Here is a 25,747-nt window from a genome sequence, read left to right as displayed (position 1 = left end):
TATTATATATTATAGTTATGTTATAAAGCAAATTTATTTTTCTGATTATTCATTTTAATCTTTTCACAAGATGACTTCGACTTGTCGCTTATCAACGATTCTAACAGCTTTTCCTTCTGATCTCGGGATACTCCTTGGTGGATGTACTTTAACTTTCATCGAAACTAGACAGTTATTTTTCATGGAATGCTGTACTTTTTTCATTAAACCTAAAGTATATCCCTCTAAATCGACACCGTTCGATTTTTGATACATAAATTCATCCATTTCTACATGAAGTTCTACACTATCCAGTACCCCATCATTGAGTAAATGTACTTGATAGATAGGTGCCAATTCTTCTATTTGTAATAAATAATGCTCGATTTCAGAAGGAAATACATTTACACCGCGAATAATCATCATGTCATCGATTCGCCCTTTAATTCGGGACATTTTTTTCGTTGTTCTACCACAAGAACAAGTACCAGATTTTACTGAAGCTAAGTCTCCTGTACGATAACGAATAATTGGAAACGCTTCCTTCGTTAAACTAGTAAAAACAAGTTCGCCGATTTCTCCTTCAGCTACTGGTTCTAACGTATCAGGATCGATTACTTCTACCAAGAAATGATCGTCAGCAATATGCAGACCTTGTTGTTCTTCATGACATTCCATCGCTACACCTGGTCCCATCACTTCACTTAATCCGTAAATATCACTTGCCTTTATACCGAACAACTCTTGAAGTTTTTTACGCATACCTTCTGTCCAAGGTTCTGCACCAAAAATGCCATATTTTAAGGAACTCTTAGCTGGATCTTTGCCTTGCGCTTTCATTTCTTCTGCAATTTTCAAAATATAAGAAGGGGTACCTGCAATCACTGTCGGTTTGAAATCCTCAATAATCATTATTTGGCGATCGGTATTGCCACCAGATACCGGAACTGTCGCCATTCCTAACCTTTCTGCACCAAAATGAATCCCTAATCCCCCAGTAAATAGCCCATAGCCATAGGCATTTTGGAAAATGCCATCCGGTTCACCACCAGCTAAGGCAATCGCACGAGCAGCTAAATCAGCCCAGTTATCAACATCATTTTTAGTATAACCAACTACCGTTGGTTTCCCACTTGTACCAGATGAAGCATGTACGCGAAGGACATCCTTCATCTCTACCGCAAACAAGCCATAAGGGTAGTTATCTCTTAAATCGGATTTTTTTGTGAAAGGAAGTTTACTTAAATCATCAAGCGTTTGGATATCATTCGGAGTAATATTTAATTCTTGAAACTTATTTTGATAGAAAGGGACATGTTCAAATACTCGATTCACAGTTTTCTTTAATCCTTCTAACTGTAGCGCTTCCATTTCAGACTTACTAAAGGTTTCAGCTTTGTGTAGAATCATCTTTTTATCTCCTTATTGGTTATTGTGGCTTTTTCTTTTTGATAGCTACTCATATAAGTAAATTATTTTAATCTTTGAAACACCCCAATGAACAGTGTTGTTATGTGGAGATTGTGTAAGTATTTTTGTAAAAAAGCTTTTGAGCACCAGCCTTCTATAGAAAAAGCCCGTTTTTAAAACGCTTTCATTTAAAAAACATATATAAATATAACCTTTTACAAGTTTACAACCGTAAAAAAGTTATATTTATTTTCACTTAAATTATCACAAAATTTTTTAAATGTAAACAAAAATCAGATATTTTAAAATAGAGGTAATATAATTATAATAAGTCAAAAACATTGGTAATTAGGGTTATAACCGTAAATTATTTATTTCTAAAATATTTGACAAATCATAATTCTCCAATTATCATTCCGTATATAACATTATTAAGTTAACCGTATTTTTTTAGTTATAATTAGTATCTAAACTTTTATTGGAGGTTATATCATGGCCAAATATACGATTGTAGACAAAGAAACTTGTATTGCTTGTGGCGCTTGCGGTGCTTCCGCTCCAGATGTGTATGATTATGATGACGAAGGAATCTCTTTTGTCATTCTCGATGATAACCAAGGAAATGAACCAATACCAGAAGATCTCCTCTTTGACGTTGAAGACGCCATCGATGGATGTCCAACAGATTCGATCAAATTGAGTGATACACCATTTAACGGTGTGCCCGTTGAATCATAAAGAATTAATTGCTCGGGTACCTTGCGTACTCGGGTTTTATTCTTGTAAAATAGTTCGCTCACTTCGTAATATATAAACCTTGCTAATATTTTTTGTGGTCTTATTTAAATGGCGAATTATTTCTTGGTAGATTCAAGATACTGTCTGTTTTTCGTCGCTTATACTTTCGAATAATTTTTTAAGGGCAACGATCTTTACCATTGTAATGATTAATAATCCATATAATTGTAAATATAGTAAAATAAGTAATAATAAATTAATATCATTATATAATTTTTCTATAGTAAGAAACTATTAATTACGGGCTTCATTTATTTGGAACTTGTTCCAAAGATAAAAATTATACTCAGATCACCTTTTGCGAGGCGCTCATCTCCGAGTTTCTTGCTGAGTGACTTGCTAACACTTTTTGCGAGGCGCTCATTCCCGAGTTTCTTGCTGAGTGATCTGCAAACACCTTTTGCGAAGCGCTCATCCCCGGCTTCCTTGCTGAGTGACCTGCAAACACCTTTTGCGAAGCGCTCATCCGCAGTTTCCATTCTGAGTGATCTGCAAATACCTTTTGCGAGGCGCTCATCCACGAGTTTCTTTCTGAGTGACCTGCAAACACCTTTTGCGAGGCGCTCATCCGTAGTTTCCATTCTGAGTGATCTGCAAACACCCTTTGCGAAGCACTCATCCGCAGTTTCCTTTCTGAGTGATCTGCAAACACCTTTTGCGAGGCGCTCATCCACGAGTTTCTTGCTGAGTGACTTGAAAACACCTTTTGCGAAGCGCTCATCTCCGGGTTTCTTCCTCAGTGACTTGAAAACACCTTTGCAATGCGCCCATCCACGAGTTTCTTTCTGAGTAACCTGCAAACATCTTTTGTGAAGCGCTCATCCACGAGTTTCTTGCTGAGTAACCTGCAAACACCTTTTGCGAGGCGCTCATCCCCGAGTTTCTTGCTGAGTGACCTGCAAACACCTTTTGCGAGGTGCTCATCCGCAGTTTCCTTTCTGAGTGATCTGCAAACACCCTTTGCGAAGCACTCATCCGCAGTTTCCTTTCTGAGTGATCTGCAAATACCTTTTGCGAGGCGCTCATCTCAGGGTTTCTTTCTGAGTGACTTGCAAACACCTTTTGCGAGGCGCTCATCCGCAGTTTCCATTCTGAGTGATCTGCAAATACCTTTTGCGAGGCGCTCATCTCAAGGTTTCTTTCTGAGTGACTTGAAAACACCTTTTGCGAGGCGCTCATCCACGAGTTTCTTGCTGAGTGACTTGAAAACACCTTTTGCGAAGCGCTCATCTCCGGGTTTCTTCCTCAGTGACTTGAAAACACCTTTGCAATGCGCCCATCCACGAGTTTCTTTCTGAGTAACCTGCAAACACCTTTTGCGAGGCGCTCATCCGCAGTTTCCATTCTGAGTGATCTGCAAATACCTTTTGCGAGGCGCTCATCTCAGGGTTTCTTTCTGAGTGACTTGAAAACACCTTTTGCGAGGCGCTCATCCACGAGTTTCTTGCTGAGTGACTTGAAAACACCTTTTGCGAAGCGCTCATCTCCGGGTTTCTTCCTCAGTGACTTGAAAACACCTTTGCAATGCGCCCATCCACGAGTTTCTTTCTGAGTAACCTGCAAACATCTTTTGTGAAGCGCTCATCCACGAGTTTCTTGCTGAGTGACCTGCAAACACCTTTTGCGAGGCGCTCATCCGCAGTTTCCATTCTGAGTGATCTGCAAACACCTTTTGCGAAGCACTCATCCGCAGTTTCCATTCTGAGTGATTTGCAAACACCTTTTGCGAAGCACTCATCCGCAGTTTCCATTCTGAGTGATCTGCAAACACCTTTTGCGAAGCGCTCATCCCCGAGTTTCTTGCTGAGTAACCTGCAAACACCTTTTGCGAGGCGCTCATCCCCGAGTTTCTTGCTGAGTGACCTGCAAACACCTTTTGCGAGGTGCTCATCCGCAGTTTCCATCCTGAGTGATCTGCAAACACCTTTGCGAAGCACTCATCCGCAGTTTCCATTCTGAGTGACCTGCAAACACCTTTTGCGAAGCGCTCATCCCCGAGTTTCTTCCTGAGTAACCTGCAAACACCTTTTGCGAAGCACTCATTCCCGGATTCCTTTCTGAGTGAATTGCAAACACGCCTTCTTCTTAAAAAATGATTAAATACCGGCGGAGACAAATGAGGCCACCCAAAATATTGGGTGGCCTCGAAATTCTATATAGAAAAAGGTAATCTAGTCAATTATTGTCCATAATGGATATATAGCTCAGCACGTCGAAAAGGGGGTCCATAGGCGAGAGCGAAAAAAAATATGGATGGTGTGTATATGGGACAATAACTGCTAGAGTACTATCATCTTTTGATGATATTCCTTATTCCTGCGATATTATTTAGATAAATCTTCTTGTAATGCTTTTAAAAATTCAACACGGCTATTTGCAGGGCCGCCTTCTAATAGTGGATCAATCGTATTTACATATACTTGATCTTCTTTAAATGCCGTAATGTTTTTCACAATAGGATCGTTTTGTAAATCTTCTAAAGCGTTTTTCGCCTCTGCATTTTCACTTTCAGCAAATTGGATGAATAGGTGGTCTGGATTCATATCTGCTAACTGCTCAATTGAAAGTTGTGCTTGGTTTTCTGCTGCTTCAATCTCTGCTGGTACTTCTAATCCTAATTCACTATATAAAACAGGATTGACGAATACATCTTGTGGATAAACAAATACTTGACCTGCGCGGATACGTACAGCTGCTACTTTTTTACCTTCTAATTCTCCAGCAATAGATGCTTTTGCAGTTTCTACATCTTCTTTATATGCATTTAATACTTCTTCTGCTTTATCTTCTTTTCCAGAAATCTCACCCATTAACTTTAAGTTTGCTTCCCAATCAGTAGAGATATAAGAAACAGGAATAGTCGTAGCAATTTTCTCTAATTTCTCTGTTACATCTGCAGGGAATTTAGATGTTGCTAAAATAACATCTGGTTGTAACTCAAGCACTTTTTCAAAGTTCGGTTGTCTTTTTTCACCGATAGATTCAGCTTTATCTGTGATAGAAGTATAAATTTCAGGAAATTCTCCTCCAACTGAAATAGCCCCCACTGGATGTACATCTAATGCTAACGCATCTTCCATTGCTTCCATGGCACCAGTAATTACGATTCGCTCTGCATTAGCAGGGATTTCGTATGATTTACCTAAGTACTCAATTGTTTTTGTACCATCTTCACTGCTTTCTTCGGTTTTTGCATCATCTTCCTCTTTGTTCGAAGCATTTGACTCTTCACTACTACCTCCACCACAAGCGGCTAATACTAACATGATGAACATCATTAAACTAGCTAACATCCACTTTCTATTCACTATTATTCTCTCCTTCTAGTTCTTCTTCTTTGTTAGATTTGTTATAAATGTATTACTTTCATACTCTTCTCTGAACAATCCTTTTTCTACAAGTAATGGTAGCAGCTTATCGAAAAATAGTTGTAGTGACCTTATTGAACCACCTGGTAAAGCAATAAAACCATCCATTGCTCCTTTATCCAGCCAGTATTCAATCTGCTGTGCAGCCTCCTCGACTGTGCCGATGATTATCCAATGAGCCGAACTGATAACCTCTGGCCTTGATAGTAATTGCTGAACTGTTGGTTCATTTTTGATAATGTAATCTTTTAACAGTCCTGCATGTGTTTTGCTATACACTTGTCGATCATTATGCGGTATGTGCGCTGCAGTTACTTTGTCATCTTTAGCAAATCCACTCAGATCCAGGCCCAGTATACGCCGTACCATTGCCAATTGTTGCTCCAGACTTAGATGTGCAAAAGCATCACGATAAAGCGCTTTTGCTTCAGCAGTTGTATTTCCTAAGAAAAGTGATAATCCTGGTAATACAACAATATCATCAGCTTTTCTACCTTTTGACTTTGCACGATTGCGCAAATCTTGACGATAACTTATCGCTGATTCGATTGTAGGTGTGGCAGCAAAGATTCCTGATGCTACACCAGAAGCAAACTCACGCCCAGCATCAGAAGCACCTGCTTGAAATAATGGTAATTCTCCAGCAAGATGAGCAGGTAAATTCAGCGGTCCTCTCACATCATAGAAATCACCTTGATAATCAATTGGATGAATTTTATCTTTATCAGCAAATATCCCTTCATCCCGATCAACTAAGAAAGCTTCAGCAGGGTAACTCCTCCACAACCTATGAATAACATCTACGCTCTCTTTCGCACGATTATATCTTTCCTCTGAAGAAGGCATATTCTTATGGCCAAAATTATCTCCACCTTCAATAGAAGTGACAATGTTCCACCCTGCTCTTCCTTCACTTAATCGATGAAGAGTCTGTAATTGCCTTGCAATCACGTATGGTGGGTTAAAAGTAGTCGAAACAGTTGTGACCAATCCAATCTGACTTGTGTGCTCTGCTAGCATCGTCATCAACAATGTCGGATCTAATCCTCCCATCGCTGGTGATATATTGACTCTTTCTGGATGCAAAAATAATGCATCTGGTTTGAATACAAAGTCCAACTTTGCTTCTTCTGCTTTTTTCGTCAGCTCTATGTAAAAATCAGCAGAAAATATACGTTCTGCACTACTATCTTTTTTGCGCCAACCCCAGCCATTTAACCAAGTAGGTGATAATGATAACCCTATACAAAGATGCTTCTCACTCATTACTATTCAACCTTCCCTACAGTTGCTGCCACTAACATTCCCATATAAAAAACGATTTTCATTCAGAGATTCTGTTTGATAATGAGAATCATTTTCATTATAGGATGGAATGAAAAAAAAATCTAGTGTTATTTTGAAATTATTTGTTAATTTTTTCTTTAGCTCAAATGTAAAAAATAAAAGGTAGCCCGAACCAAGAATGGTTTTATAGGCTACCTTTATGATACTTAAAATCCGGTCTATCCTTCTAAGAATACTTCCTCAAGGCTAGGCTCATCTACCTCAATACGAAAAATATCAATTTTATATTGGTTAAAAGCTCTTACAATTTGAGCAATTTGTTCCTCCTTTTCTAAAGTTATTATTGTTTTCTCATCTTCTCGTTGTATCTCTTCACTCATATTATTTAACCATTGGATGACCGTATGTTCTTGATCTTGCGGAAAAATTGAATGTTTCATTGTCACAATCAGCTTCGACCGGTAATACGCTTTAAGTTCAGCAATTGTACCAAGTTTCTGTAGCTTGCCATCTTTCATAATTCCAATTCTGTTACAGAGCTTTTCAGCTTCATATAAATTATGCGAAGTTAAAAATATCGTTTTCCCCATTTCCTTTAACTTAATGATTAATTGTTGAATTTCTATCGCAGATTCAACATCTAATCCCGAGGTTGGTTCGTCTAAAAATAATACTTCCGGATCATGAATAATCGCTTGAGCTAACCCTAGTTTTTTCTTCATCCCAAATGAGTATTTACCCACTCTTTTATTCGCATCTAAACCAAGTCCAACCCATTTTAAGACACGTAAACATTCTGCAGTCGTCACTTTTTTTCCAGAAATATTGGCAAAATATTTTAAATGAGCAATTGCATTCATATGATGATAGAATGCCGTATAGTCAGGCAATACTCCGATTCTTTTTTTCACTTCTTCATTTGGTACCTTTTCTCCTAGAATACTAAATGAGCCAGAAGTTGGTCGAAGAATACCTGTTAATATATTTATAAAAGTAGATTTTCCTGCCCCATTTCTACCAAGAAAACCGAAAACCTCTCCTTCTTCTACTTTTAAGTTTATCCCTTTTACAATATCGACTTTACCAAAGCGCTTTACTATATCTCTCGTTTCTATCACATTCATTTAACAATCCGTCCTTTTAAAAATAAAATAAGTCATACTATACATAACAGCAGCTTGTAAAAAAACGATAAGAAACTTAAAATCTTCGTCTTGCATATAGAATAGCGGCATCAAATATTTTAGATAGCTATACCATGCTGTAGATTCTAATATAACCATTTGAAAGATTGAAAAGGCCATCCCAAAAATCACACCAATAAACATTGTATATTGTGGACTCTTAATGACAATTGATAACAATAATGTAATAACGACAAGGTAAGTTAATAAACTTACTGTTTCCAAAAATAATCGCCCATCAAATGACTTAGAATAAAACAACGTTATTACATAACAGACAGTAAAACAGACAAACCAAAAAATCCATACTCCTAAAAATTTACCAAACAGAATATTTGCTTTGGATGTCTTCGTGACAAGAAAGCGCATCGTACGCTCACTCAATTCTCGATTTAAGACATCATGTGATAATGACATCACGAATAATGGACCAAAAAGTAGCAAGATTATCAGTAGACCACCCGCATACCAACTTGAAGTTTGTTCTAACTCCAGAATTGGTACTAATTGCTCCGTATACTTTGCAAAATAATAAGAACTGACTAAAAGAACAACAATCATAATAATCGATTTCACACTTTTGAATAATTGAAAGAATTCCTTCTTTGTAATTGCCATCAATGTTATTCCCTCCTTACGAACTACTATAATAGACTCACCTTACCTAATGAGTAACATCACCTTAATTCTACCTTAAATTTCCACAATCGCTTCTTAAAAATGATATGATATATGCGGAATACTAGCTAGGGGATGATAGAAATTGTATGATAGCAGACTATTAATAGTAGACGATGAACAGTCAATCTGTACGATGTTAGTGACGATTTTAAAAAAAGAAGGCTTTAACCATATACATACGACTGGCACAGCAGAAGATGCTTTATCATTATGTGAAAATAACGAGTATGATTTAATCCTTTTAGATGTGATGCTTCCATGTAAAAGTGGTTTTGACATCTGTCCAAGTATACGTGCGATCACTAATGCACCCATTTTTTTTCTAACGGCGAGAGCATCCGATCTAGATAAGTTATCAGGTTTTGCCTTAGGCGCTGATGATTATATTACTAAGCCCTTTAATCCACTTGAAGTCGTGGCACGGATACTTGCCCATTTACGTAGACAACAAACTCATTTACCATCAAAAAAATTAAAGCAATTCAACTTTGGCTCCCTTGAGATCAACATTCATTCAGGTGAAGTATATAAGAACAAGACAAAAATCGATCTCTCAGCTCAATTATTCCAATTACTCGTTTTCTTATGTAAGCACCCTAATCAACTATTCAGTAAAGGACAGCTTTATGAGCAAGTTTGGGGGGAGCCTTACTTAGGAGAAGATAATACGGTAATGGTTCATATTCGAAAGTTAAGAGAGAAAATCGAAGACAATCCTAGTGATCCAAAATGGATTGTGACTGTACGAGGGCTTGGCTATAAGTTTGTTAGTAGGGATACCCCAAAATGAGTATTCATCGACGTTTTATTACTCAATTTCTTTTGCAGTTGTTTTTTTATTTTATCTTCATTTCTTTTATTCTTTTAACCTTTACTGTTTTCTTTGGTTATTATTTATCAAAGGCGGAGATTGAAGGGAATGTTGGGAAAGCTGACGAACTATTTTTAGAGGATCAAATACAACTAAACAATGGGCATGTCACCATCCAATCAGAGTTAAAAGAGCTAGTAAAAAAGCAATCTGGATGGTTATTAATATTTGATAATAAAGGGCAGCTAATAAAGCATTTATACTCGCCTAAAGAGTTAGAAATGAACTTCTCAGCTTTGATAGATCATAAGGAGGATTACGATCGATATTATAGTTGGCAGTTATATAATGATAGTGAACAGCCACTCATTGTCATGTTTGGGCAAAGAAATAAAGCTGAGAAGCTCATTGATGAAATCGCCTCACATATGAACTGGACAACAGATGAATTGCAATTACCAAGGGATCTTCAACATGAAGTAATGAGTGTAGATGGATCCGTGTTTTTATCTACACTGGATGGGACAGTCTTGAATACCTTCAACAATGAGCAGAGACTGTCTATTAAAGAACTTTATCAATTAGGTAACAATAATAGCTTTTTGACAAAGAGTATTTCCAATCAGGAATCTAATAAGACACTCATTGTCTCTGTCCCTAATCCGATAAAAGAGGATGTTGAAGCAACAACGTTTATATATCATTTAAAATATCCACTGATCGCTCTCCTAATCGCTTTATTACTCACTTTTATTATTAGTGGCTTTTTATATTCGCGTAAGTTCGCATCACCTGTAACGACAGTGATCCAATGGATTGAAAATTTAGGGAATAAACAATATACGTCTCCTACAAATATTAGACATCAACAAAAGCTCTATAATAAGTCTGGAGTTATTAAGCATAAATATAGACTTTATAAAGAAGTAATGGAAACACTCTCTGCTGTAACCATCCAACTAGAAGAAAATGAAAAAATGCGAAAAAAACAAGCTAAAACAAGAGAAGACTGGATTAGTGGCTTATCACATGACTTGAAAACACCGCTTTCTTCTATTGTAGGTTACACAAAAATGTTAAATTCCGATCAATATCAATGGAGCCTAGATGAAAAAAAACATTTCATTGACACAATCGATGAGAAATCCCATTACATGATGGAGCTTATCGAAGACCTAACTTTAACTTATCGTTTACAGAATAACAGTTTACCTATTATAGAAGAATCAATAGAATTGAACGAAACGATACGTAGGACAATTATTCAGACAATGAATATCAAGATGAGTATGCCTATACTTTTGATCTGCAATCAGAAACAAAGCAATTGATTATTTCTCTCGATCCTAAATGGTTCCAAAGAATTTTAGATAATCTCATTATGAATGCTGTGAAATACAACCCAAAAGGAACGACTATAACGATTACGACGCAGACGTTAGAAGAGAGATTGGTCATCATTACCATTGAGGATAATGGAATTGGTATGGACGATGAAACATTAGATAACTTGTTTGATCGCTACTATCGTGGGACAAATACGACTGATTCTTCTACTGGTACCGGATTAGGAATGGCAATCACTAAACAACTCGTCAAACTTCATGGAGGGTCAATTAAAGTACACAGTGATGTCGGTATGGGGACAAAAGTGAGGATTATCCTTCCCATTAATTAAGACACAACAAATTTCTTAGTGGATATGAATACTTCATTATATCCACTGCTTTTCTTTTTTAGCATGTACTTAAAACATCCTCTATAAACACAACTCATGCTGGGTTTTTACTAGAAGAAAACCAACCTATTACTGCGATCGCAAGTAATATGCCATAAAATATGATTTGCCAAAGGGCTGAATGGGCAAATCCTTCTGGTAACCAAGCAATGTCTTCGTGTGAAAGGACCATTACGAGTAGCTTAATCCCTACCCAACCGACAATCAGATAAGCGGCCCCCTCAAGGTTCGGACGTTTATGAAGTAAATCAACAAAGATATTAGCAGCAAAACGCATGAGAAGGACACCGATCAGTCCACCAATAAATACAACAAGGAAATGCCCTGTGTTCAGTCCACCAATATGACCCCAATCTGTTTCAGGTAAGGTTACACCTAAAGCAACGGCAGCTAAAATAGAATCAATGGCAAAGACTAAGTCTGCACATTCTACTTTAAATACAGTCCACCAAAACTCTTTCTGAGTAGCTTCTTCTATGACTTCTTCCTGTTGTTGAGAATGATTGTTCTTTTTCATTCTCAACCAAGTATATAGATTTTTAATTGACATGATTAATAAATATATCGCACCTAAGGCTTGAACTTGCCAGACGTTCACTAAGAAAGAAATAATAAATAATGACCCGAAACGAAGAACCATTGCACCAACTAGGCCATAAAATAAGGCTTTTTTCCGTTGTTTCTCAGGTAAATGACTGACCATTAATGCTAATACGACCGCATTATCAGCAGCAAGTAATCCTTCAAGACAGATGATAACGATTAATACACCTAAATATGGTAATAACAATTCCAATCCTTTCGACTCCCCTTTTTTGCATGATGCGTAACAAAATTTTGTTCACACATGAAGCAGTAGCAAAACAAAGAAATCCCATAGCGAGCTGTTCAGGATGGGCGGAGTCCCAAGTTCTCTTCTCTAAACGGCAAATCTCTTTTATAATGTCTCAGGCAGTTACTGCATACTTATTTTTCCTAAATTCCTCGATTTCAACCTATTAATCCTCTATAAATTTGTTATTCATAAAATAATTTAGTAAATAACGGGTGAAAAACCATCCTCACTAAAGAAAGAGTAAAAAATAGTTAGACAATGGTTAAATAGATGAAATTGGCTACCAAATAAAAAAACGCACACAAATTCTGTTTTCATAACAGAATTGTGCACGTTTTAAGTAAAGCATTGTTATTCTAATCCATTAATGGTCATTTCTTTAACAGGTAAAAACATTTCACCTGTATTTAAATAGGTCATCTCTACTTCATCATCTTCTTGCAAATAGATCGCTAGCGGATTGTTTTCAGTAGAGGCAATGAAATTCTTACCATCTTCCAAAAGGAAGGATACGTTTGTTGATTCCCCTACTCTTTCTTTATATACCCTAACTACTTTTCCTGTTAATTGGACTTCTTCAGCACTAGAGCTTCCTTCAACACTTCCACTACCACGTTGTAGAGCTGTTTTATATTGCTTCAATGCATCATTTGGTGTACTAGCATAAACAGCAATTTCCGGATTCGCAGCTGAAACGATAAAATAGTTTTGCAAGAAGCCATTTGTATCTAATACCGGTGTTAACCAGCTTGCTTCACCATAGAAATTATATAGGATTGGCATTTTACCATACCATTTTTTCTCAATGAATTTCTTTTCGATAATTTGTAATGCCCCTTGAGAATCCATATAAGACTCTTCAAGATTCCCCGTATAATAAGTCGCTTCACCTGTTCGAGAGTTCGTCAAAGAATATCCTAGCATAGAGTCAACGCCCTCTTTCGGACTGGTGAAATCAGTGAAATAATACATATCGCCTTTTTCATCAAAAATAGGACTCACATTCGCTTCTGTACCTTCATCTGATGGTAACTTCACATCAGATTTTCCAAATAAACTATTCCAGTAGCCATTCACATATTTTCCGAAGTAGCTATTATGCAAGCTAACTGTCTCCGGCGAAACAGCTCCGTCAATAAAAGCAGGTACATCTTTTAATTTATATTGCTTAGCAGCTCCTGTTAACGGGTCAACCATCACTATCCCCAATGGATTAAAACCGTTTCTTGCGCTAATAAATTCACCATAGGTGCGAATATAAAAAGGTTTACCATCATCATCAATTTCTAATTGCACATCACCATAGAAAATATAATCAGGGTATTGCATTCGAATCTGGCGATAAATATCTTTGTTTAAGAAGGAAGATGGTGTATAAGCCATTTCCGATTTAATAAACTTTGGATTGGCACTAGAGTCTGTTGCACTTACAGTAAAATACCCTGGTGTAGTATCACCTTGTATCCATTTAAAGAAACCGGAAAATTCAACTGGTGCAATATACACATATTGCCCATCTACTTTTTGTATTTGTAAACTCCCAAGTTCATAATAGCTCGTGTTTGGCACTTGCCCAAAAGCTTTCTTCATTTTATTACGAGCAAAATCAGGCGGCACACTTGCTGGTGTTTCATTCTCATCAAATGTTTCAATTTCTTCTTCGACCTGCATTTGTGCTTTTTCAAATTTTTTATCTGCATTAAAGACAAATGCGAAAGACATATAAGCGATAGCTATGATACCTATTAAACCTAATACTAATTTAACCTTACGTTCTATACCTTTAGCAAAGAAACCGCCTAGTACAGCTAACACTGTTAAACCGATAACAAGACCATTCATGTTGCGATCTAAATTAGTGAAATAATAAATACTAAAGATAATAATAAAGAGAAGAACGAAGATAAAAAGGAACCCGTTAAATGAAGGGTTTTTTTTCTTTTCTTCCCCCTTTTGAAATAAAGATAAGACTGGAAACAAAATAACTGCGCTTACCACAGCGATTATGAGTGAGAATATAAATAGTTCTCCCATGGAGTATCCCCTTTCGTTATTGCAATGTTCTACTATGTTATACGAATCTACACAGAAATAGTTTCAGTCCTTTTTCATTTTTTTGTTATAATCAAGACTAATGAAATCTAAAATGTGAGGAAATAGTAATGTGAGAAAAAAAACATACCTTAAAATCATTTTGTCATTACTGTTACTTTGTCTGCTTTTATTCGGTAGCTATGAATTAATGAATGCAAGATCCTATCAATTATTCGGAAACATAACAAATAGCATTGAAACCGATGAAAAAGTTGTTGCCCTTACTTTCGATGATGGTCCAACTAAAAATGTGGAACAGGTTCTTCACTTGTTGCATCAATACAATGCAAAGGCCACTTTCTTTCTGATTGGTCAAGATATAGAGAAGTTTCCCGAAGAAACGAAAGCAATTATTGAAGCTGATCATCAAGTTGGTAATCATACATTTTCACATGCAAGAATGATTTTCAAGTCACCGATATTTATTAAAGAGGAAATTGATAAAACCGATGCGCTCATCCATGAAGCGGGGTATAAAGGCGAAATAGACTTTAGACCACCAAACGGCAAAAAATTAGTTTTCTTACCTTATTATCTCAAGCAACAAGAAAAAGAAACGATTACATGGAATATTGAACCTGATACTTTTTTCACTACACCAGAGGAAAAAATCGACTATGTATTAGAAGCAATCCACCCTGGTTCTATTATTCTCCTTCATCCAATGTATGATCAATCTGGTGACGAACTTCAAGTGATCGAAGAAATTTTAAAAGCTTTAACAGAAGAAGGCTATCGATTTGTTACTGTCGATGACCTACAAGCATTGGAATAAAAATCATAAACCTTTCGCTTCAAGGAGTTTTTTCACCTTTCATTCTATCTATTAAAAAACTTGTACTAAAATAAAGGGCTGGTATACCAATGACTAGATAAAGCCAGCTCTTTGGCATCAAAAGGTTATAGAAATAACTAAATAATACAACCCAGCTAAATAAAATAATAAAATAAGCTAACTTTTTAAAGACTGTTCTTACCTCCTGTCCTTAACCTTTTCAACATATCTGTATGTTGACAATATAGCTTTCTCCCATATTGACAGATTTCCTTATAATGTATATTCAACCATTTATCCATATCTTTTTGTTCATTTTTCTTGAAAAAGAATGTAGATAGTTGCTGCATGATTTGGTAAGATGCATAGTTATGTGGAATATCATTATTTATGGCTTGATGGATTAACCTTTCTAGCAAACGATGGTCTGAGTAATAGATGAGCTCGATTAATTTTGCGCGATACTCCAGCTCCTTCCCGCTTAAATTCGGATAATGTTTATAATCGTTGATATGTTGAGCTTCATGCTTTAAAAATGAAACGAGGAACTGATCTTCATTTAAATATTCTCTATAGCGAGGAAGTATACAATAGATCCCTTCCTTCGATGCCCATCCACCTGCTCCTATTTCTCCAAAAGTGGCATAGTCTAGCCAACCCAGCATCAAAAAATCATCGAGGAAAAATACTTGAACCGTTTCTATTTCATTTAAAAGTTCAACATCTACCTTTTTACTTTCTGTAGTTTGCCAAATATATGGACCATAATGTGGAAATGTCCTTCCTCCGACGAATGAATAGCCTTTCTCTTTAAATATTTGTCTCAGCTCTTCTTCTATTTCTTCCATCGACTGAGCATGGCTAAATGTTGATTTACCTAAACCTATTAATAGATCACTTTCCGCTTGAGAAACATCTTTTCTCCTAGTTAAAACATCTATAAAATAGCTGTGATAACAATTAACTACATTTGCTATCCACTTATCAACATGTTGAAAAGGTTCATTCTTCTGAAAGAAGCGCTGTTGATAACTTTTCAACATGGCTTCCTCTTCTGCAGTACGATGCTCCTTTCTTATTAATTGTTGATAGATTTGTGTGATCTCACCCTGAATACAGAGTTGATAGAGTAAATGTGCCACCCGAAAAACCTCCATTTGCTGTTCTTCCTATGTGGGATTCGACATTATTCTTCTATTACCTTCATTATTCTTAATGGTTCAGTTCAACTATGGATCACCTACGGATAATCGTCGTATGTTGCTTCACCCTGTTTTCAAATGACGATTGTAGATTTCAAACGAATGATAGTAAAAACAAACGAGCAAATCTTTTCACAGTCTTTGCTCGCTTGTTGAGTATCTCTAGGATTTATTTGCTGCTCTCCTCATTATCCCCATCTACACCAAGCATCGTTTTTGCCATCTTCTCCATTTCCTCCAAGCCAGAGAGTTGAGCAAATTCAGCTACTCCAACGGCTGCTGCACTGACAAGTTCGATGATATGCTCTTTCATAAATGGCCATGTCCTGCCGCCCGCTTTTTCATAAGCTGAGATGACTGCATCTAACCCCTCTTCTCCAAAAATTAAATAATGAGAAGTAAAGTCTATAGATACATCACCGACAGCTACTTCAGTCCAGTCTATCAATCCTGTTACCTCTTTCTCTTTATTCACAAGAATATGCCCTGGATGCACGTCACCGTGAAGCAATCCTGTATGATTGGGCCATAGGCGATCATTCGCCAACCACTTCTGCCAACGTCTCCAAAGTTCATCGCTTACCCCATAAATCTCCTTTACCTTATTCATTCTTGAACTCATTTCCTCTTTTGCTTGGGAACTATTAAAAATTTTAATACCAATATCTTCTACATAGGGAATCGGCGTTCGGTGAAGTTCTGCCAGTATTTCACCTAACGTTGCGTGATACCTTGTCAAATCACTTTCCTTATCGAAGCTCCAAATATAGTTTTGTATCTCATGATCGATTGTGCCAGCTGGTATACCGTCTAATTGTTTGTAGGCCATACAATCATTCGTAAAAACCTCCCAATGCGGTGCTTTAATGCTCGTATGTTTATAAAGTACTTCAAGTACCGCATGCTCCTGTTTTGAACGAGTCATTGAATCTTCACGGCGTGGTATACGTAATATCCACTGATTATTTTCTTTATCCACAACATGTGCAACTAAGAAATCCATACCTGATTCATTTATTTTAATTTCTTCCTCATCAATCATTAATCCATGTTTGTTAGCTAGTCTTTTCACTTCTTTTTTATCCATTTTTATCTCTCCTTTATTTCACTTGTTTTATTTGTTGCTCTTCAATTTTAAAAATATGATCCGCCACTCTTTTCACGAAAGTTCGGTCATGACTTACCAGCAGTACAGTCCCTTCATATGCATGAAGAAAACTTTCCAATGCTTGTATGGCTCTTATATCTAGAAAATTGGTTGGTTCATCTAAGATGAGTACATTATTACTTCCTAAAAATAGCTGACATAATACAAGTCTGGTTGATTCTCCACCACTTAAGGTCATTACCGATTTCTGCAAGTCATTCCCTTCAAAACCCATAGAATGAAGGACTGTACGAACTTTACTTTCAGCATATACACTGTTTTCATTCATAAATGCTAAAACCGTTTGTACACCTTCTAATAAATAATTATGCTGATGATAAACACCAAATGATACATTAGGAGATAGAACTATTCCATCCCCATTGGAGACGATATGTTTAAGTAAAACCGTTTTACCGGAACCATTCCTTCCCTCAATGGCAATGATCTTTCTTAATGGGAACTGGAAACTGGCATGTGTTAATAATCGTTTGCCATCAACAGATAAAGAGACTCTATCTCCCATTATTGGGTATTTATTATGCATTTGAAGAATTTTTGATTGTGGGAAGTGGTGCACACGATCAACTTCCGGTGTCTTTACCTCTCCTAACTGATCTATTCTTTGTTCTATTGCCTTCGCCTGACGATGAATGTTTCTTTGACTTGTATCTTTTGATTTCGTCATGAACATTCGGTTCGCTTTTGCTTTTGCCTCTTTTTTCGACATTGAACGATTGGCTTGATTCACTTTTTCTGCTTGCTTCATTTTTTCATCCGCTGCTTGAATTAATCTTTGTTTTTCTTTCTTATATTGTTCAAATGCTTGAATATGCTGATTGTGAGCTAGTTGTTTCTGTGACTCATAGTCAGAATAGTTGCCCACATATTCTGTTACGTGTCCATCTTCAACTTCCCATATTTTTGTTACCAATTGATCGAGCAAGTATCTATCATGACTAATAATAATGAGCGAACCGTAATAATACATAAGCTCATCTATTAAAAAATCTATGCCTTCACTATCCAGATGGGTTGTCGGTTCGTCGATAAGCAATCCTTCATAATAGGTGGAAAAAAGTTGAGCAAGTTTTAATCGTGTCTGTTCACCACCACTTAAATGATTCACATCCTCATTTGGTACGGATAACCTTGATAATAACTCTCCGTCTGCTTGCCTTGTTTCCGGCACTTCTTTTTGCTCAAAGTAGCCAAAGTCAATCTGTTTACTCACACTTCCTTTTAAAGGATAGATATCCCCATACATAAGCTTTAATAGGGTCGTTTTACCACTACCATTCTTCCCAACAATCCCAATTCGATCATACTGGTAGACTGATAAATAAGGAATCTCTAAAATAATACGATCTAGATATGTCACCTCAATATTTTTTATTTCTAATGTTAATTGTCCCACGCTGCCACTTCCTTTAGTTGAGTGATTAAAGGAATGTGATCATAAAAAAACACAGACGCGCTCGGTTGTCTGTGTTTAGGGTAAACGTATATGGTGGTATTTGTTTTAGAGATAACAAAAAAACACAGACAATCTGCGTTTTCTGTTCGAAATTATCACGATGAAAACCATTAAAAATGTGCAGACTACTCCCGTTTACCCTGTTTATGAAAACAGAGCCTTTGAACATTATTCAATTAGCTGTTCAAAGTAACGTGGCGTAATCTCATACTTGCAGTCATTTTTAATGATCCTCCCTTCTTTTATTAATAATAACTATATTATGTTCTCCATAGATTTGTCAATCAGGCAAAAAATCCGGTAAGATACATAAAAAGGAGTGAAAGTATAATGGACTTTACCTTTACTTACCCAAAAGATTGTAGCAATGCACCAAAAAAAGAGACGATTAAAGAAATGATACATGCTTTTGCTCGTAAAGATCCCTCCCAAGGTTCTCACTATTTGTCAGAGGATATCCAATGGCAACGAGTGAACCATCAGTCAATCATTGGCAAAGAGAGCCTATTTCATTTCTTTGCTAACACTGAAAATAATCATGTTTTATCTCTACATATTGAGCGAATTATCACCCATGGAAAACTTGCGTCAGCGGATGGCACTTATACTATGTCAGATGGTTCAACATTTTCTTTTTGCCATATCATTACCTTCACAAGTGCCGGAAAAAATACAATTAATACTGTCAAAACCTTTTTAATTAAACACGATTGAATGATTGTGACAGAACATTAATTCTCGAAACATTACCTTTCCACAACATAATGTAATTCAACAAATTGATTAAAGGTTCTCGTGCTTTTTAAAGAAAGATTGAATTGATAATCACCTGCCTTAAAAAGGGGAATGCCCTCACCAATGATTCTTGGTGCAACAGTAACAATCATTTCATCTATAAGATTTTCCTGTAAGAATGTATAAAGTAAGTCACCTCCACCGATTAGCCATATGCTTTTTCCCTCACCATTTTTCAAATGATCTGTAAATACTTTAATATCTGGATGAATAAATTTCACATATTCCGTATCTTCATTCACTGATCGGGAGAACACAAAACATTCCTTATCCTTGTATGGAAATTCTCCCTTTTCTTGTTCCATTACCCAATCATACGTACGCTTTCCTATTAAGATTGTATCCACACCGTTGATAAACTCACCGTAGCCATTATCTCCTTCTGACTCCACACTAAATAACCAATCTAGCGAATCTTCTTTTGTTGCGATATAACCATCTAAACTTTGAGCAATATATAGTACTACTTTTCTCATCATAACCCTCCTAAAAAGAACAATTGTTCGTATATTTTAACATACATCTTCATTCATATCATCTACACCGAATAGATAATCATACATATTTAAATCAATTGATATTTAAAAATTTAAAATATTACACTTTTTATATTATTATTATAATTAAGCCAATTTTTTAGGAGGAAACCTATGTTTAAAGTCGGTAGCATTTTTATTCCTGTGTCAGATATTGAAAAATCTTCTTCCTGGTACGTAAAATACTTAGGTGCGACAAAAATTGACGTTTGGGAAGGGGGCGCGGGATTTTATTTACCTACTGGGTCAACTCAGTTAGCTTTAATCAAAGTGAATCGTCCACAACCGACGGAATTCACTATACAAGATAACCAAAAAAACGCCTATTATAATTTTGTCGTGGATAACATCGTAACAGTTCATCAGTATTTTAATAAAAATGGAGTCATAACGACTGATATTCAACATATGGGAGAGATGGCGTTCTTCGATTTTTTCGATATAGATGGTAATCCATTTAGTGTAGTAAATGAAGTAAAAGATTCACCGTATCATTCAGAGAATGTAAAAAGAATGCAAGAAAAGTAAGAAGGAAAAGAGGTTAGGATATCAGTATGCTAGCTAAGGATTTATCGAATGATTAGGTATATCTAACAGCTAATCATTCGGGTTTTTTGTAATTTATCTTTTTATATGAAGTAAATAGTGGACCGGAGCGGAAGACACTCGACTCCTGTGGGAAATAGAGGGGGAGCTTGTGATCCCGCAGGTAATGCCCTAGGAGGCTCAAGCCCCTCCCCGCGGGAAGCAAGTGTACGCGAGTGCAATGGAATTTTTGGTAAAAGGAGTTTTATAGATCATAATTTGTAATTGTTCGTTTTTGATTTTAGCTCATTTTGTTATGTTCCTACCTCCTTTATCCAAAAGAATCAGCTTAATTGAAAAACCCCTTTTAATGGTTTACTATTTATATAATGAACGTTATATCTAAAGGATGTGTGGGTAAATGAGTAAAAAGAAAGAGCAATTACTTGAAAAATCAGAGAAATTATTTGATCAGCACGGCTTTCATACAGTTGGCTTAAAACAAATTATTAAAGAATCTAATGTAGCTCTTATGACAATGTACAACCACTTTACATCGAAAGAAGCGCTTATTTTAGAAGTATTACGTAGAAGAGAAGAAAGATATTTTGACATTTTAGAAAATGCCATATCCAATCAGGGCAACTTAGCTATTCGATTAGCCGAGGCACACATCAATTGGTTAAGAATAAACGGTTCAAATGGTTGTATGTTTCTGCGGGCTAAAGAGGAGTATTCTTTAGAACCTTCATTTAATGGTGAGATTGTCAGTTTTACTGAACAACATAAAAGACGGCTCATTGATTTTTTCACAAGTAAAGGATTGAATAGCAACGAGGCACTAAGGCTTGAATTGTTATTTGAAGGAGCTACCGCTTTGGCAGAAGTATTTGCTATAGAGACTGTAGCAACAGAATTTCATCATTCAGTATCGAGTTTGTTTTCGGAATAGAGGGTCTCGCTCTTTATTTCAAGAAAATATAATGAACGTTATATCTATTTGAATGAGGTGAATAAACATGAGAAAAGTAATACTACCTGGATTAGCAATGATTGCTGTCACATATGCACTTGCCCGCTTAAGTTATGGCTTATTTCTCCCAAATATCTCGAATACATTGGGCATGAGTGAAGGTGAAGCTGGGCTAGGGAGTTCCATTGCATTTATCGCCTATGCACTTGCTTTATTACTTTCAGCCTTATTGATTAAACATTTTGGCTACCGGAAAGTGAATCTCTTTGCTGGTTTTACAGCCGTTTTTGGACTACTAGGGATGGCTAGTGCGCCATCTATTTTATACTTAAATATAAGCCTATTTATAGCTGGTTTAGGTAGTGGATTAGCTTCTCCAGCATTAAGTCAAATGGTGCAAAACACTTTATCAAAAGAAAAGCTCGACCAAGGAAACACATGGATCAATAGTGGAACCAGCTTTGGTATTATTTTGACCGGACCCATCGTTATTTTATTGACTGATCATTGGCGATTAGCTTACTTACTATTTGCTGTTATTGCTGCTCTTGTATTGATTTGGAATCATTTTTCTCTTCCTCCTGATGAGAAAAAGGAATCGGTATCAGATAACAATATTAAATATCTATCTGCTATAAAAACAGCTAAATATTTATTAGTTGCTTCCCTTTTAATCGGCGGAAGTTCTTCAATTTACTGGACTTTTTCAAGAAGCTTCATAACTTCAAGCTATGGACTAGGAATCAATGAAAGTGTGATATTCTGGATGATCATAGGATTGGCTGGCATACTTGGAGGCGTTTCAGGAAACTTTATTCAAAAACTGGGATTGTCCCTGTCTTACCGATTACTTGTCTTTTTACTAGCAACGTCTATCTTTCTATTAACAATTCCAAGCGCTGTGGCTATTTACCTTTCAGCTGGTCTATTTGGCAGTACCTACGTTTTCCTCACGGGACTATGTATTGTCTGGGCCACGAGGATTTTTCCCGTTTTGCCGGCTTTAGGAGTAAGTTTATCCTTTTTCGCACTGGGAATCGGGCAATCATTAGGTTCCTATCTCGCCGGTATATCCATTGAAATGACTTCCTATCCTTTTAGTTTCAACATATTTGCCGCCTTTTGCTTAGTCGCTTTGTTTGTCACAACGAAGAAGAAGTCAACGTCATGAGTAGGATCTGCTTTTTCATAGGTAATCACCGCTACACGAAATAAAGAATAAGCATCAGTTATTGTTGCCTCAAACAATAACTGATGCTTATTCTTTGTTCAGAACTTTCATTCAATTCTAGAGTTGCTTAGTTAGGATGGATGTTACCATTCACACTATCCACTTTTAAACTCGCTACCCTTTGTCCCTTAGATTCTTCCAATAAGCATTCCTTATAAATTGGGTTATTTTTAAATTGTTCTAAGACTCTATGAAAATCTTTCTCCTGCTCGTATTCTATACACTCAACTAATTGCTCACTGTTGTTGGTTATTTTTATTGTATGCATACTCTTTGTTGTTTCCCCCACCTATTCTTATTTATTAATATTTATACTATTAACCTGTATATTTTCGTTTCCTCCTTATACAGTAACACATTCAACTTTTACTTTGAATGACATTTATAAGACAATCTTAACATTAATTTTAACAAAATTAATCAACTAACGTCAAAATGCATATAATGAATGATTATACAATATTTGAGAATACTGGATTACTCTAACCCTTAAAAATCCTCCACAATAAAATGTAGAAGTAAGGCGACCTGATTAATCTAGTGATTAGTTGTCCATTTACTATGATTATTTCTGCCATCCGCAAAAAAAAACCTATTATCCATGAAGGTAATAGGTTATCTCTAACAAGTTATTTTATTCTTCTTCTTCTTCGACAACTACCTCATGTTCACCTATATAAATGGGGCCATTGGCATGATCAATTCTAATCGGCCATTCATAAGGAACAGCCAGTCTTTTTGCTACTGTTCTCCAAAACTTTGTTGAATCTCTTTCGAACTCTTGGAAATCTTGCAATAATTCTTTATAAGAAGAACCATCGAACTGTACATACATCTCTTGTAATCTCATAAAAGCCATATGACGTATTTCTAATTCGGCTGCTTGCTCCATCTCTTCTTCTGTTGCTTCAGCAATAATTGTACCTGGAGGGGGTAATATGGTATAAATATTATCTATTTCCACTTCTTGGTCAACTGTTTCTACGTTTTTATTACGATTACGGTTAAACATAAGCATCTTCTCCTATTATCTATTATTTATTATCTAATTCATATTAGCTTAAATTAGAAACAATTGGAAGTGGAATTTTATTACGATACACTTCTAATCCAACTACATCATTCGAATTTTCATTTACCCAAAGAACGAGATCTCCAGCCATTCTACTAAATGTGCGAATAGTATAAGATGTGATTAACTCATCCTCTAGTTGCCAACCAGTAGGCTGAAGGAGAATCGATTCCTGTTGAACAAAAAAGGTTGCATGAAAAAAGGAGAAAACTTCTTCCGTTTCTCTTGAGCTTAATTGTGCGATTTTCTCTTTATTGATGAGATAATATTTTATTTTTTGTGGTGTATCTGAGAGTTTTATTCGTTTTCTTCTATATAAATCTTGGATAGCCGGATACCCATTCTTTTGGAGATTCTTTTCTATAATGATCCTTGATTCTGGTTTCAAATGAAATAAATTCATTTCCTTTACCCGTCCAGCAATAATGGTTTCTTTTATTTCCTCATAATGAGGAGCAGCCATCTCCATCACAAGCAATCTCGCCTGTTCATCAGGTATTGGATAGACCATCATACTAGACTCTTCATTAATGATATCGACGGCGGCGAATAACTGACAAACAGCACTCATCATTTTCGGACTTTTCTTTACAATTATTTTCCTCATTCTGAAATCTTTTATTTCTCCCTCATCTATTGAACAAGGATGTCCTTCTATTTCAGTTAGCCAATTAAACATCGGTACTCCTTTCCATGGTTTATTGAATATGGCTATCCTTCAATTTAATTAAAGCTTGAATACCTTCACGCCGACTTCCACATTCAAGAACGCCACATTACATATATGATTATTGCCTGTTTAATACTGCAATTAACATCCGGTGTATCACATCATGGTCCCGAGTGTCATGTAACTGATAGTTTCCCCCTGGAAGTGTGTACCATTCATCCGCATCTACATAAGTAATCTCAAGAGTGAGGTTACCTTCTTTGTCAGATGTCGTTCGTAATTCAAGATCCCCACTGATGACACCAACCTCAGTAGTCATAACACCATGAGTTGCCTTAAACACAGATGAGATTGTATCCATTTAATTGACTCCTTTCATTGGTTGATTGTTTAATAGGAGCAACTATTGAGCATTCCTTGAAGAGCTGTTTTTTCAGAACTCTGCAAATGCAAACTCCAATTGTATTTTGTATTGATCCACATTTTAGCATAAGCACAATTTGCACCTGCACGAGGTGGTTGCCATGTGGATGGATCTTGGTCACCTTTGGAACGATTGGAGCTGGCTGATACTGCGATGAGTTGTGGTCCATTGAGGTCATTGGCGAAGTCCTCTCTTTTAGCAGTTGACCAACTGCTTGCCCCAGAACGCCATGCTTCTGCGAGTGGAACGACATGGTCAATATCTAATTGTGAGGGGTCATTGAAAGTGATGCCATCATAATAGCTATACCATTTACCTGAAGTCACTGGACAATTACCACTATAATTGTCGGCATCACGCTTAAGGATTACTTGTCTTGTATCACAACCATCCCCTTGACTAATCCAGTGAGGGAATTTTTCTCGACTATAGCCACTCATGGATCCCTCATTTTGTACATTTAACGAATTAAGTTGTGCTTGGGTAGTAGATTTGGATGGCAAATCTGGAGGCAAAGCAGAAGCAGGTAATAAATCATACTGAAAAACAAGCAATGATAAAACAAGAGACAAAGAGAACAGCAACGACTTTTTCAACATAGAATTCCTCCTCATTATAATGGTTGTCTATATCAACACTCTAATAAGAGCTGCTAATACCAATCTTAGATAGGACTTTCTATGAGTTTTAGCAAGTAATAATCACTTTGAAATAATTATGTATCTACTTATTTAT

The 25,747-nt window shown here is 36.4% G+C and carries 29 protein-coding genes; 9 read left to right on the top strand and 20 right to left on the bottom strand.

All coding sequences use genetic code 11. The features are described from left to right. Positions 1–63 precede the first annotated feature (63 nt). Complete coding sequence (locus tag MKX83_RS04875) at positions 64–1,389, bottom strand: phenylacetate--CoA ligase family protein (protein ID WP_307314841.1); 1,326 nt, start codon at positions 1,387–1,389, stop codon at positions 64–66. Positions 1,390–1,881: 492 nt separating this feature from the next. Between MKX83_RS04875 and MKX83_RS04870 the strand changes: the two genes are divergently transcribed. Continuing rightward, positions 1,882–2,127 carry a ferredoxin gene (locus MKX83_RS04870; protein WP_095370463.1) on the top strand — a complete coding sequence of 82 codons (246 nt, stop codon included), beginning with the start codon at positions 1,882–1,884 and terminating at the stop codon, positions 2,125–2,127. Positions 2,128–2,473: 346 nt separating this feature from the next. Here MKX83_RS04870 and MKX83_RS04865 read toward each other — a convergent pair whose 3' ends face one another. The 9 genes from MKX83_RS04865 to MKX83_RS04825 form a co-directional block, all read right to left on the bottom strand. Further along, positions 2,474–2,908, bottom strand: a complete 435-nt coding sequence (locus MKX83_RS04865; protein WP_341054418.1) for a hypothetical protein — start codon at positions 2,906–2,908, stop codon at positions 2,474–2,476. After that, the gene (locus MKX83_RS04860) at positions 2,905–3,417 is read right to left on the bottom strand and encodes a hypothetical protein (RefSeq protein WP_341054415.1); all 513 of its coding nucleotides are present in this window, start codon (positions 3,415–3,417) and stop codon (positions 2,905–2,907) included. Before MKX83_RS04860 ends, MKX83_RS04865 begins: the two co-directional genes overlap by 4 nt. Further along, entirely contained in the window at positions 3,414–3,671 is a 258-nt protein-coding gene (locus MKX83_RS04855) for a hypothetical protein (RefSeq protein ID WP_341054413.1), read from the bottom strand. Before MKX83_RS04855 ends, MKX83_RS04860 begins: the two co-directional genes overlap by 4 nt. Next, on the bottom strand, positions 3,668–4,078 hold the full coding sequence (locus tag MKX83_RS04850) for a hypothetical protein (protein ID WP_341054411.1): 411 nt from the start codon (positions 4,076–4,078) through the stop codon (positions 3,668–3,670). Before MKX83_RS04850 ends, MKX83_RS04855 begins: the two co-directional genes overlap by 4 nt. Next, positions 4,075–4,230 carry a hypothetical protein gene (locus MKX83_RS04845; protein WP_341054410.1) on the bottom strand — a complete coding sequence of 52 codons (156 nt, stop codon included), beginning with the start codon at positions 4,228–4,230 and terminating at the stop codon, positions 4,075–4,077. The genes MKX83_RS04850 and MKX83_RS04845 overlap by 4 nt, the downstream gene beginning before the upstream one ends. Positions 4,231–4,511: 281 nt before the next feature. Continuing rightward, the gene (locus MKX83_RS04840; protein ID WP_095370465.1) at positions 4,512–5,495 is read right to left on the bottom strand and encodes an ABC transporter substrate-binding protein; all 984 of its coding nucleotides are present in this window, start codon (positions 5,493–5,495) and stop codon (positions 4,512–4,514) included. Between the two features lie 15 nt (positions 5,496–5,510). Continuing rightward, complete coding sequence (locus tag MKX83_RS04835) at positions 5,511–6,821, bottom strand: NtaA/DmoA family FMN-dependent monooxygenase (protein ID WP_095370466.1); 1,311 nt, start codon at positions 6,819–6,821, stop codon at positions 5,511–5,513. Positions 6,822–7,060: 239 nt separating this feature from the next. Continuing rightward, the gene (locus MKX83_RS04830; protein ID WP_341054405.1) at positions 7,061–7,966 is read right to left on the bottom strand and encodes an ABC transporter ATP-binding protein; all 906 of its coding nucleotides are present in this window, start codon (positions 7,964–7,966) and stop codon (positions 7,061–7,063) included. Next, positions 7,967–8,644 carry an ABC transporter permease gene (locus MKX83_RS04825; protein WP_095370468.1) on the bottom strand — a complete coding sequence of 226 codons (678 nt, stop codon included), beginning with the start codon at positions 8,642–8,644 and terminating at the stop codon, positions 7,967–7,969. Between the two features lie 145 nt (positions 8,645–8,789). Between MKX83_RS04825 and MKX83_RS04820 the strand changes: the two genes are divergently transcribed. From MKX83_RS04820 to MKX83_RS04810, 3 genes are read left to right on the top strand one after another with little or no spacing between them, the layout of a single operon-like run. Beyond that, positions 8,790–9,497, top strand: coding sequence for a response regulator transcription factor (locus MKX83_RS04820; RefSeq protein WP_095370469.1), 708 nt, complete (start codon positions 8,790–8,792; stop codon positions 9,495–9,497). Further along, a complete protein-coding gene (locus tag MKX83_RS04815; protein WP_341054401.1) occupies positions 9,494–10,849 on the top strand; it encodes a sensor histidine kinase in 1,356 nt (451 codons plus the stop codon). Before MKX83_RS04820 ends, MKX83_RS04815 begins: the two co-directional genes overlap by 4 nt. Continuing rightward, positions 10,846–11,196 carry a sensor histidine kinase gene (locus MKX83_RS04810; protein ID WP_341054398.1) on the top strand — a complete coding sequence of 117 codons (351 nt, stop codon included), beginning with the start codon at positions 10,846–10,848 and terminating at the stop codon, positions 11,194–11,196. Before MKX83_RS04815 ends, MKX83_RS04810 begins: the two co-directional genes overlap by 4 nt. Positions 11,197–11,290: 94 nt before the next feature. Here the strand turns inward: MKX83_RS04810 and MKX83_RS04805 are convergent, their stop codons facing one another. Beyond that, positions 11,291–12,052 carry a TerC family protein gene (locus MKX83_RS04805; protein WP_341054394.1) on the bottom strand — a complete coding sequence of 254 codons (762 nt, stop codon included), beginning with the start codon at positions 12,050–12,052 and terminating at the stop codon, positions 11,291–11,293. Between the two features lie 390 nt (positions 12,053–12,442). After that, positions 12,443–14,125, bottom strand: coding sequence for a YrzE family protein (locus MKX83_RS04800; RefSeq protein WP_307314857.1), 1,683 nt, complete (start codon positions 14,123–14,125; stop codon positions 12,443–12,445). A gap of 130 nt (positions 14,126–14,255) precedes the next feature. On the opposite strand from MKX83_RS04800, the gene MKX83_RS04795 reads away from it, so the two are divergent. Then, positions 14,256–14,960 carry a polysaccharide deacetylase family protein gene (locus MKX83_RS04795; RefSeq protein WP_341054388.1) on the top strand — a complete coding sequence of 235 codons (705 nt, stop codon included), beginning with the start codon at positions 14,256–14,258 and terminating at the stop codon, positions 14,958–14,960. A 185-nt stretch (positions 14,961–15,145) separates the two neighbouring features. On the opposite strand, the gene MKX83_RS04790 is transcribed toward MKX83_RS04795, so the two are convergent. From MKX83_RS04790 to MKX83_RS04780, 3 genes are all read right to left on the bottom strand, one after another. Continuing rightward, the gene (locus MKX83_RS04790; protein WP_341054386.1) at positions 15,146–16,102 is read right to left on the bottom strand and encodes a hypothetical protein; all 957 of its coding nucleotides are present in this window, start codon (positions 16,100–16,102) and stop codon (positions 15,146–15,148) included. Between the two features lie 229 nt (positions 16,103–16,331). After that, the gene (locus MKX83_RS04785; RefSeq protein WP_341054381.1) at positions 16,332–17,249 is read right to left on the bottom strand and encodes a macrolide 2'-phosphotransferase; all 918 of its coding nucleotides are present in this window, start codon (positions 17,247–17,249) and stop codon (positions 16,332–16,334) included. A gap of 13 nt (positions 17,250–17,262) precedes the next feature. Next, positions 17,263–18,726 (bottom strand): Msr family ABC-F type ribosomal protection protein, encoded by a 1,464-nt coding sequence (locus MKX83_RS04780; protein ID WP_307314868.1) that lies wholly within the window; start codon positions 18,724–18,726, stop codon positions 17,263–17,265. 390 nt (positions 18,727–19,116) lie between these two features. On the opposite strand from MKX83_RS04780, the gene MKX83_RS04775 reads away from it, so the two are divergent. Continuing rightward, positions 19,117–19,500, top strand: coding sequence for a nuclear transport factor 2 family protein (locus MKX83_RS04775; protein ID WP_307314869.1), 384 nt, complete (start codon positions 19,117–19,119; stop codon positions 19,498–19,500). 32 nt (positions 19,501–19,532) lie between these two features. Here the strand turns inward: MKX83_RS04775 and MKX83_RS04770 are convergent, their stop codons facing one another. Further along, positions 19,533–20,057 (bottom strand): dihydrofolate reductase family protein, encoded by a 525-nt coding sequence (locus tag MKX83_RS04770; RefSeq protein WP_341054378.1) that lies wholly within the window; start codon positions 20,055–20,057, stop codon positions 19,533–19,535. Positions 20,058–20,231: 174 nt separating this feature from the next. Here MKX83_RS04770 and MKX83_RS04765 point away from each other — a divergent pair, with 174 nt between their 5' ends. From MKX83_RS04765 to MKX83_RS04755, 3 genes are all read left to right on the top strand, one after another. Beyond that, positions 20,232–20,645 (top strand): VOC family protein, encoded by a 414-nt coding sequence (locus MKX83_RS04765; protein WP_095370479.1) that lies wholly within the window; start codon positions 20,232–20,234, stop codon positions 20,643–20,645. A 418-nt stretch (positions 20,646–21,063) separates the two neighbouring features. Next, on the top strand, positions 21,064–21,594 hold the full coding sequence (locus MKX83_RS04760) for a TetR/AcrR family transcriptional regulator (protein WP_341054375.1): 531 nt from the start codon (positions 21,064–21,066) through the stop codon (positions 21,592–21,594). A gap of 67 nt (positions 21,595–21,661) precedes the next feature. Next, positions 21,662–22,786 carry an MFS transporter gene (locus tag MKX83_RS04755; protein ID WP_341054374.1) on the top strand — a complete coding sequence of 375 codons (1,125 nt, stop codon included), beginning with the start codon at positions 21,662–21,664 and terminating at the stop codon, positions 22,784–22,786. Positions 22,787–23,480: 694 nt separating this feature from the next. Here MKX83_RS04755 and MKX83_RS04750 read toward each other — a convergent pair. From MKX83_RS04750 to MKX83_RS04735, 4 genes are all read right to left on the bottom strand, one after another. Next, positions 23,481–23,858: a hypothetical protein gene (locus MKX83_RS04750; RefSeq protein WP_322910092.1), complete on the bottom strand. Its 378-nt coding sequence runs from the start codon at positions 23,856–23,858 to the stop codon at positions 23,481–23,483. A 43-nt stretch (positions 23,859–23,901) separates the two neighbouring features. Further along, complete coding sequence (locus MKX83_RS04745) at positions 23,902–24,597, bottom strand: hypothetical protein (RefSeq protein WP_341054371.1); 696 nt, start codon at positions 24,595–24,597, stop codon at positions 23,902–23,904. Between the two features lie 109 nt (positions 24,598–24,706). Continuing rightward, positions 24,707–24,949, bottom strand: coding sequence for a hypothetical protein (locus tag MKX83_RS04740; RefSeq protein WP_307314888.1), 243 nt, complete (start codon positions 24,947–24,949; stop codon positions 24,707–24,709). 29 nt (positions 24,950–24,978) lie between these two features. Continuing rightward, positions 24,979–25,611 (bottom strand): HNH endonuclease family protein, encoded by a 633-nt coding sequence (locus MKX83_RS04735; protein WP_307314891.1) that lies wholly within the window; start codon positions 25,609–25,611, stop codon positions 24,979–24,981. Between the last annotated feature and the right edge of the window lie 136 nt (positions 25,612–25,747).

Origin of the sequence: Cytobacillus sp. FSL M8-0252, assembly GCF_038007345.1 — a bacterium.
In the GTDB taxonomy this organism is placed as follows: domain Bacteria; phylum Bacillota; class Bacilli; order Bacillales; family Cytobacillaceae; genus Cytobacillus; species Cytobacillus kochii.
This window is presented reverse-complemented; position numbering and strand designations above follow the sequence as displayed.

Coding starts and splice junctions, on each gene's coding strand:
- MKX83_RS04860 (WP_341054415.1), bottom strand. CDS start 3,417: ATGAGCGCTTCGCAAAAGGTGTTTTCAAGTCACTCAGCAAGAAACTCG.
- MKX83_RS04800 (WP_307314857.1), bottom strand. CDS start 14,125: ATGGGAGAACTATTTATATTCTCACTCATAATCGCTGTGGTAAGCGCA.
- MKX83_RS04735 (WP_307314891.1), bottom strand. CDS start 25,611: ATGTTGAAAAAGTCGTTGCTGTTCTCTTTGTCTCTTGTTTTATCATTG.
- MKX83_RS04855 (WP_341054413.1), bottom strand. CDS start 3,671: ATGAGCGCTTCGCAAAAGGTGTTTTCAAGTCACTCAGCAAGAAACTCG.
- MKX83_RS04870 (WP_095370463.1), top strand. CDS start 1,882: ATGGCCAAATATACGATTGTAGACAAAGAAACTTGTATTGCTTGTGGC.
- MKX83_RS04760 (WP_341054375.1), top strand. CDS start 21,064: ATGAGTAAAAAGAAAGAGCAATTACTTGAAAAATCAGAGAAATTATTT.
- MKX83_RS04825 (WP_095370468.1), bottom strand. CDS start 8,644: ATGGCAATTACAAAGAAGGAATTCTTTCAATTATTCAAAAGTGTGAAA.
- MKX83_RS04750 (WP_322910092.1), bottom strand. CDS start 23,858: ATGTTTAACCGTAATCGTAATAAAAACGTAGAAACAGTTGACCAAGAA.
- MKX83_RS04835 (WP_095370466.1), bottom strand. CDS start 6,821: ATGAGTGAGAAGCATCTTTGTATAGGGTTATCATTATCACCTACTTGG.
- MKX83_RS04745 (WP_341054371.1), bottom strand. CDS start 24,597: ATGTTTAATTGGCTAACTGAAATAGAAGGACATCCTTGTTCAATAGAT.
- MKX83_RS04775 (WP_307314869.1), top strand. CDS start 19,117: ATGGACTTTACCTTTACTTACCCAAAAGATTGTAGCAATGCACCAAAA.
- MKX83_RS04740 (WP_307314888.1), bottom strand. CDS start 24,949: ATGGATACAATCTCATCTGTGTTTAAGGCAACTCATGGTGTTATGACT.
- MKX83_RS04755 (WP_341054374.1), top strand. CDS start 21,662: ATGAGAAAAGTAATACTACCTGGATTAGCAATGATTGCTGTCACATAT.
- MKX83_RS04830 (WP_341054405.1), bottom strand. CDS start 7,966: ATGAATGTGATAGAAACGAGAGATATAGTAAAGCGCTTTGGTAAAGTC.
- MKX83_RS04770 (WP_341054378.1), bottom strand. CDS start 20,057: ATGAGAAAAGTAGTACTATATATTGCTCAAAGTTTAGATGGTTATATC.
- MKX83_RS04845 (WP_341054410.1), bottom strand. CDS start 4,230: ATGAGTGCTTCGCAAAAGGTGTTTGCAGGTTACTCAGGAAGAAACTCG.
- MKX83_RS04815 (WP_341054401.1), top strand. CDS start 9,494: ATGAGTATTCATCGACGTTTTATTACTCAATTTCTTTTGCAGTTGTTT.
- MKX83_RS04765 (WP_095370479.1), top strand. CDS start 20,232: ATGTTTAAAGTCGGTAGCATTTTTATTCCTGTGTCAGATATTGAAAAA.
- MKX83_RS04865 (WP_341054418.1), bottom strand. CDS start 2,908: ATGAGCGCTTCGCAAAAGGTGTTTTCAAGTCACTCAGCAAGAAACTCG.
- MKX83_RS04850 (WP_341054411.1), bottom strand. CDS start 4,078: ATGAGCACCTCGCAAAAGGTGTTTGCAGGTCACTCAGCAAGAAACTCG.
- MKX83_RS04785 (WP_341054381.1), bottom strand. CDS start 17,249: ATGGATAAAAAAGAAGTGAAAAGACTAGCTAACAAACATGGATTAATG.
- MKX83_RS04875 (WP_307314841.1), bottom strand. CDS start 1,389: ATGATTCTACACAAAGCTGAAACCTTTAGTAAGTCTGAAATGGAAGCG.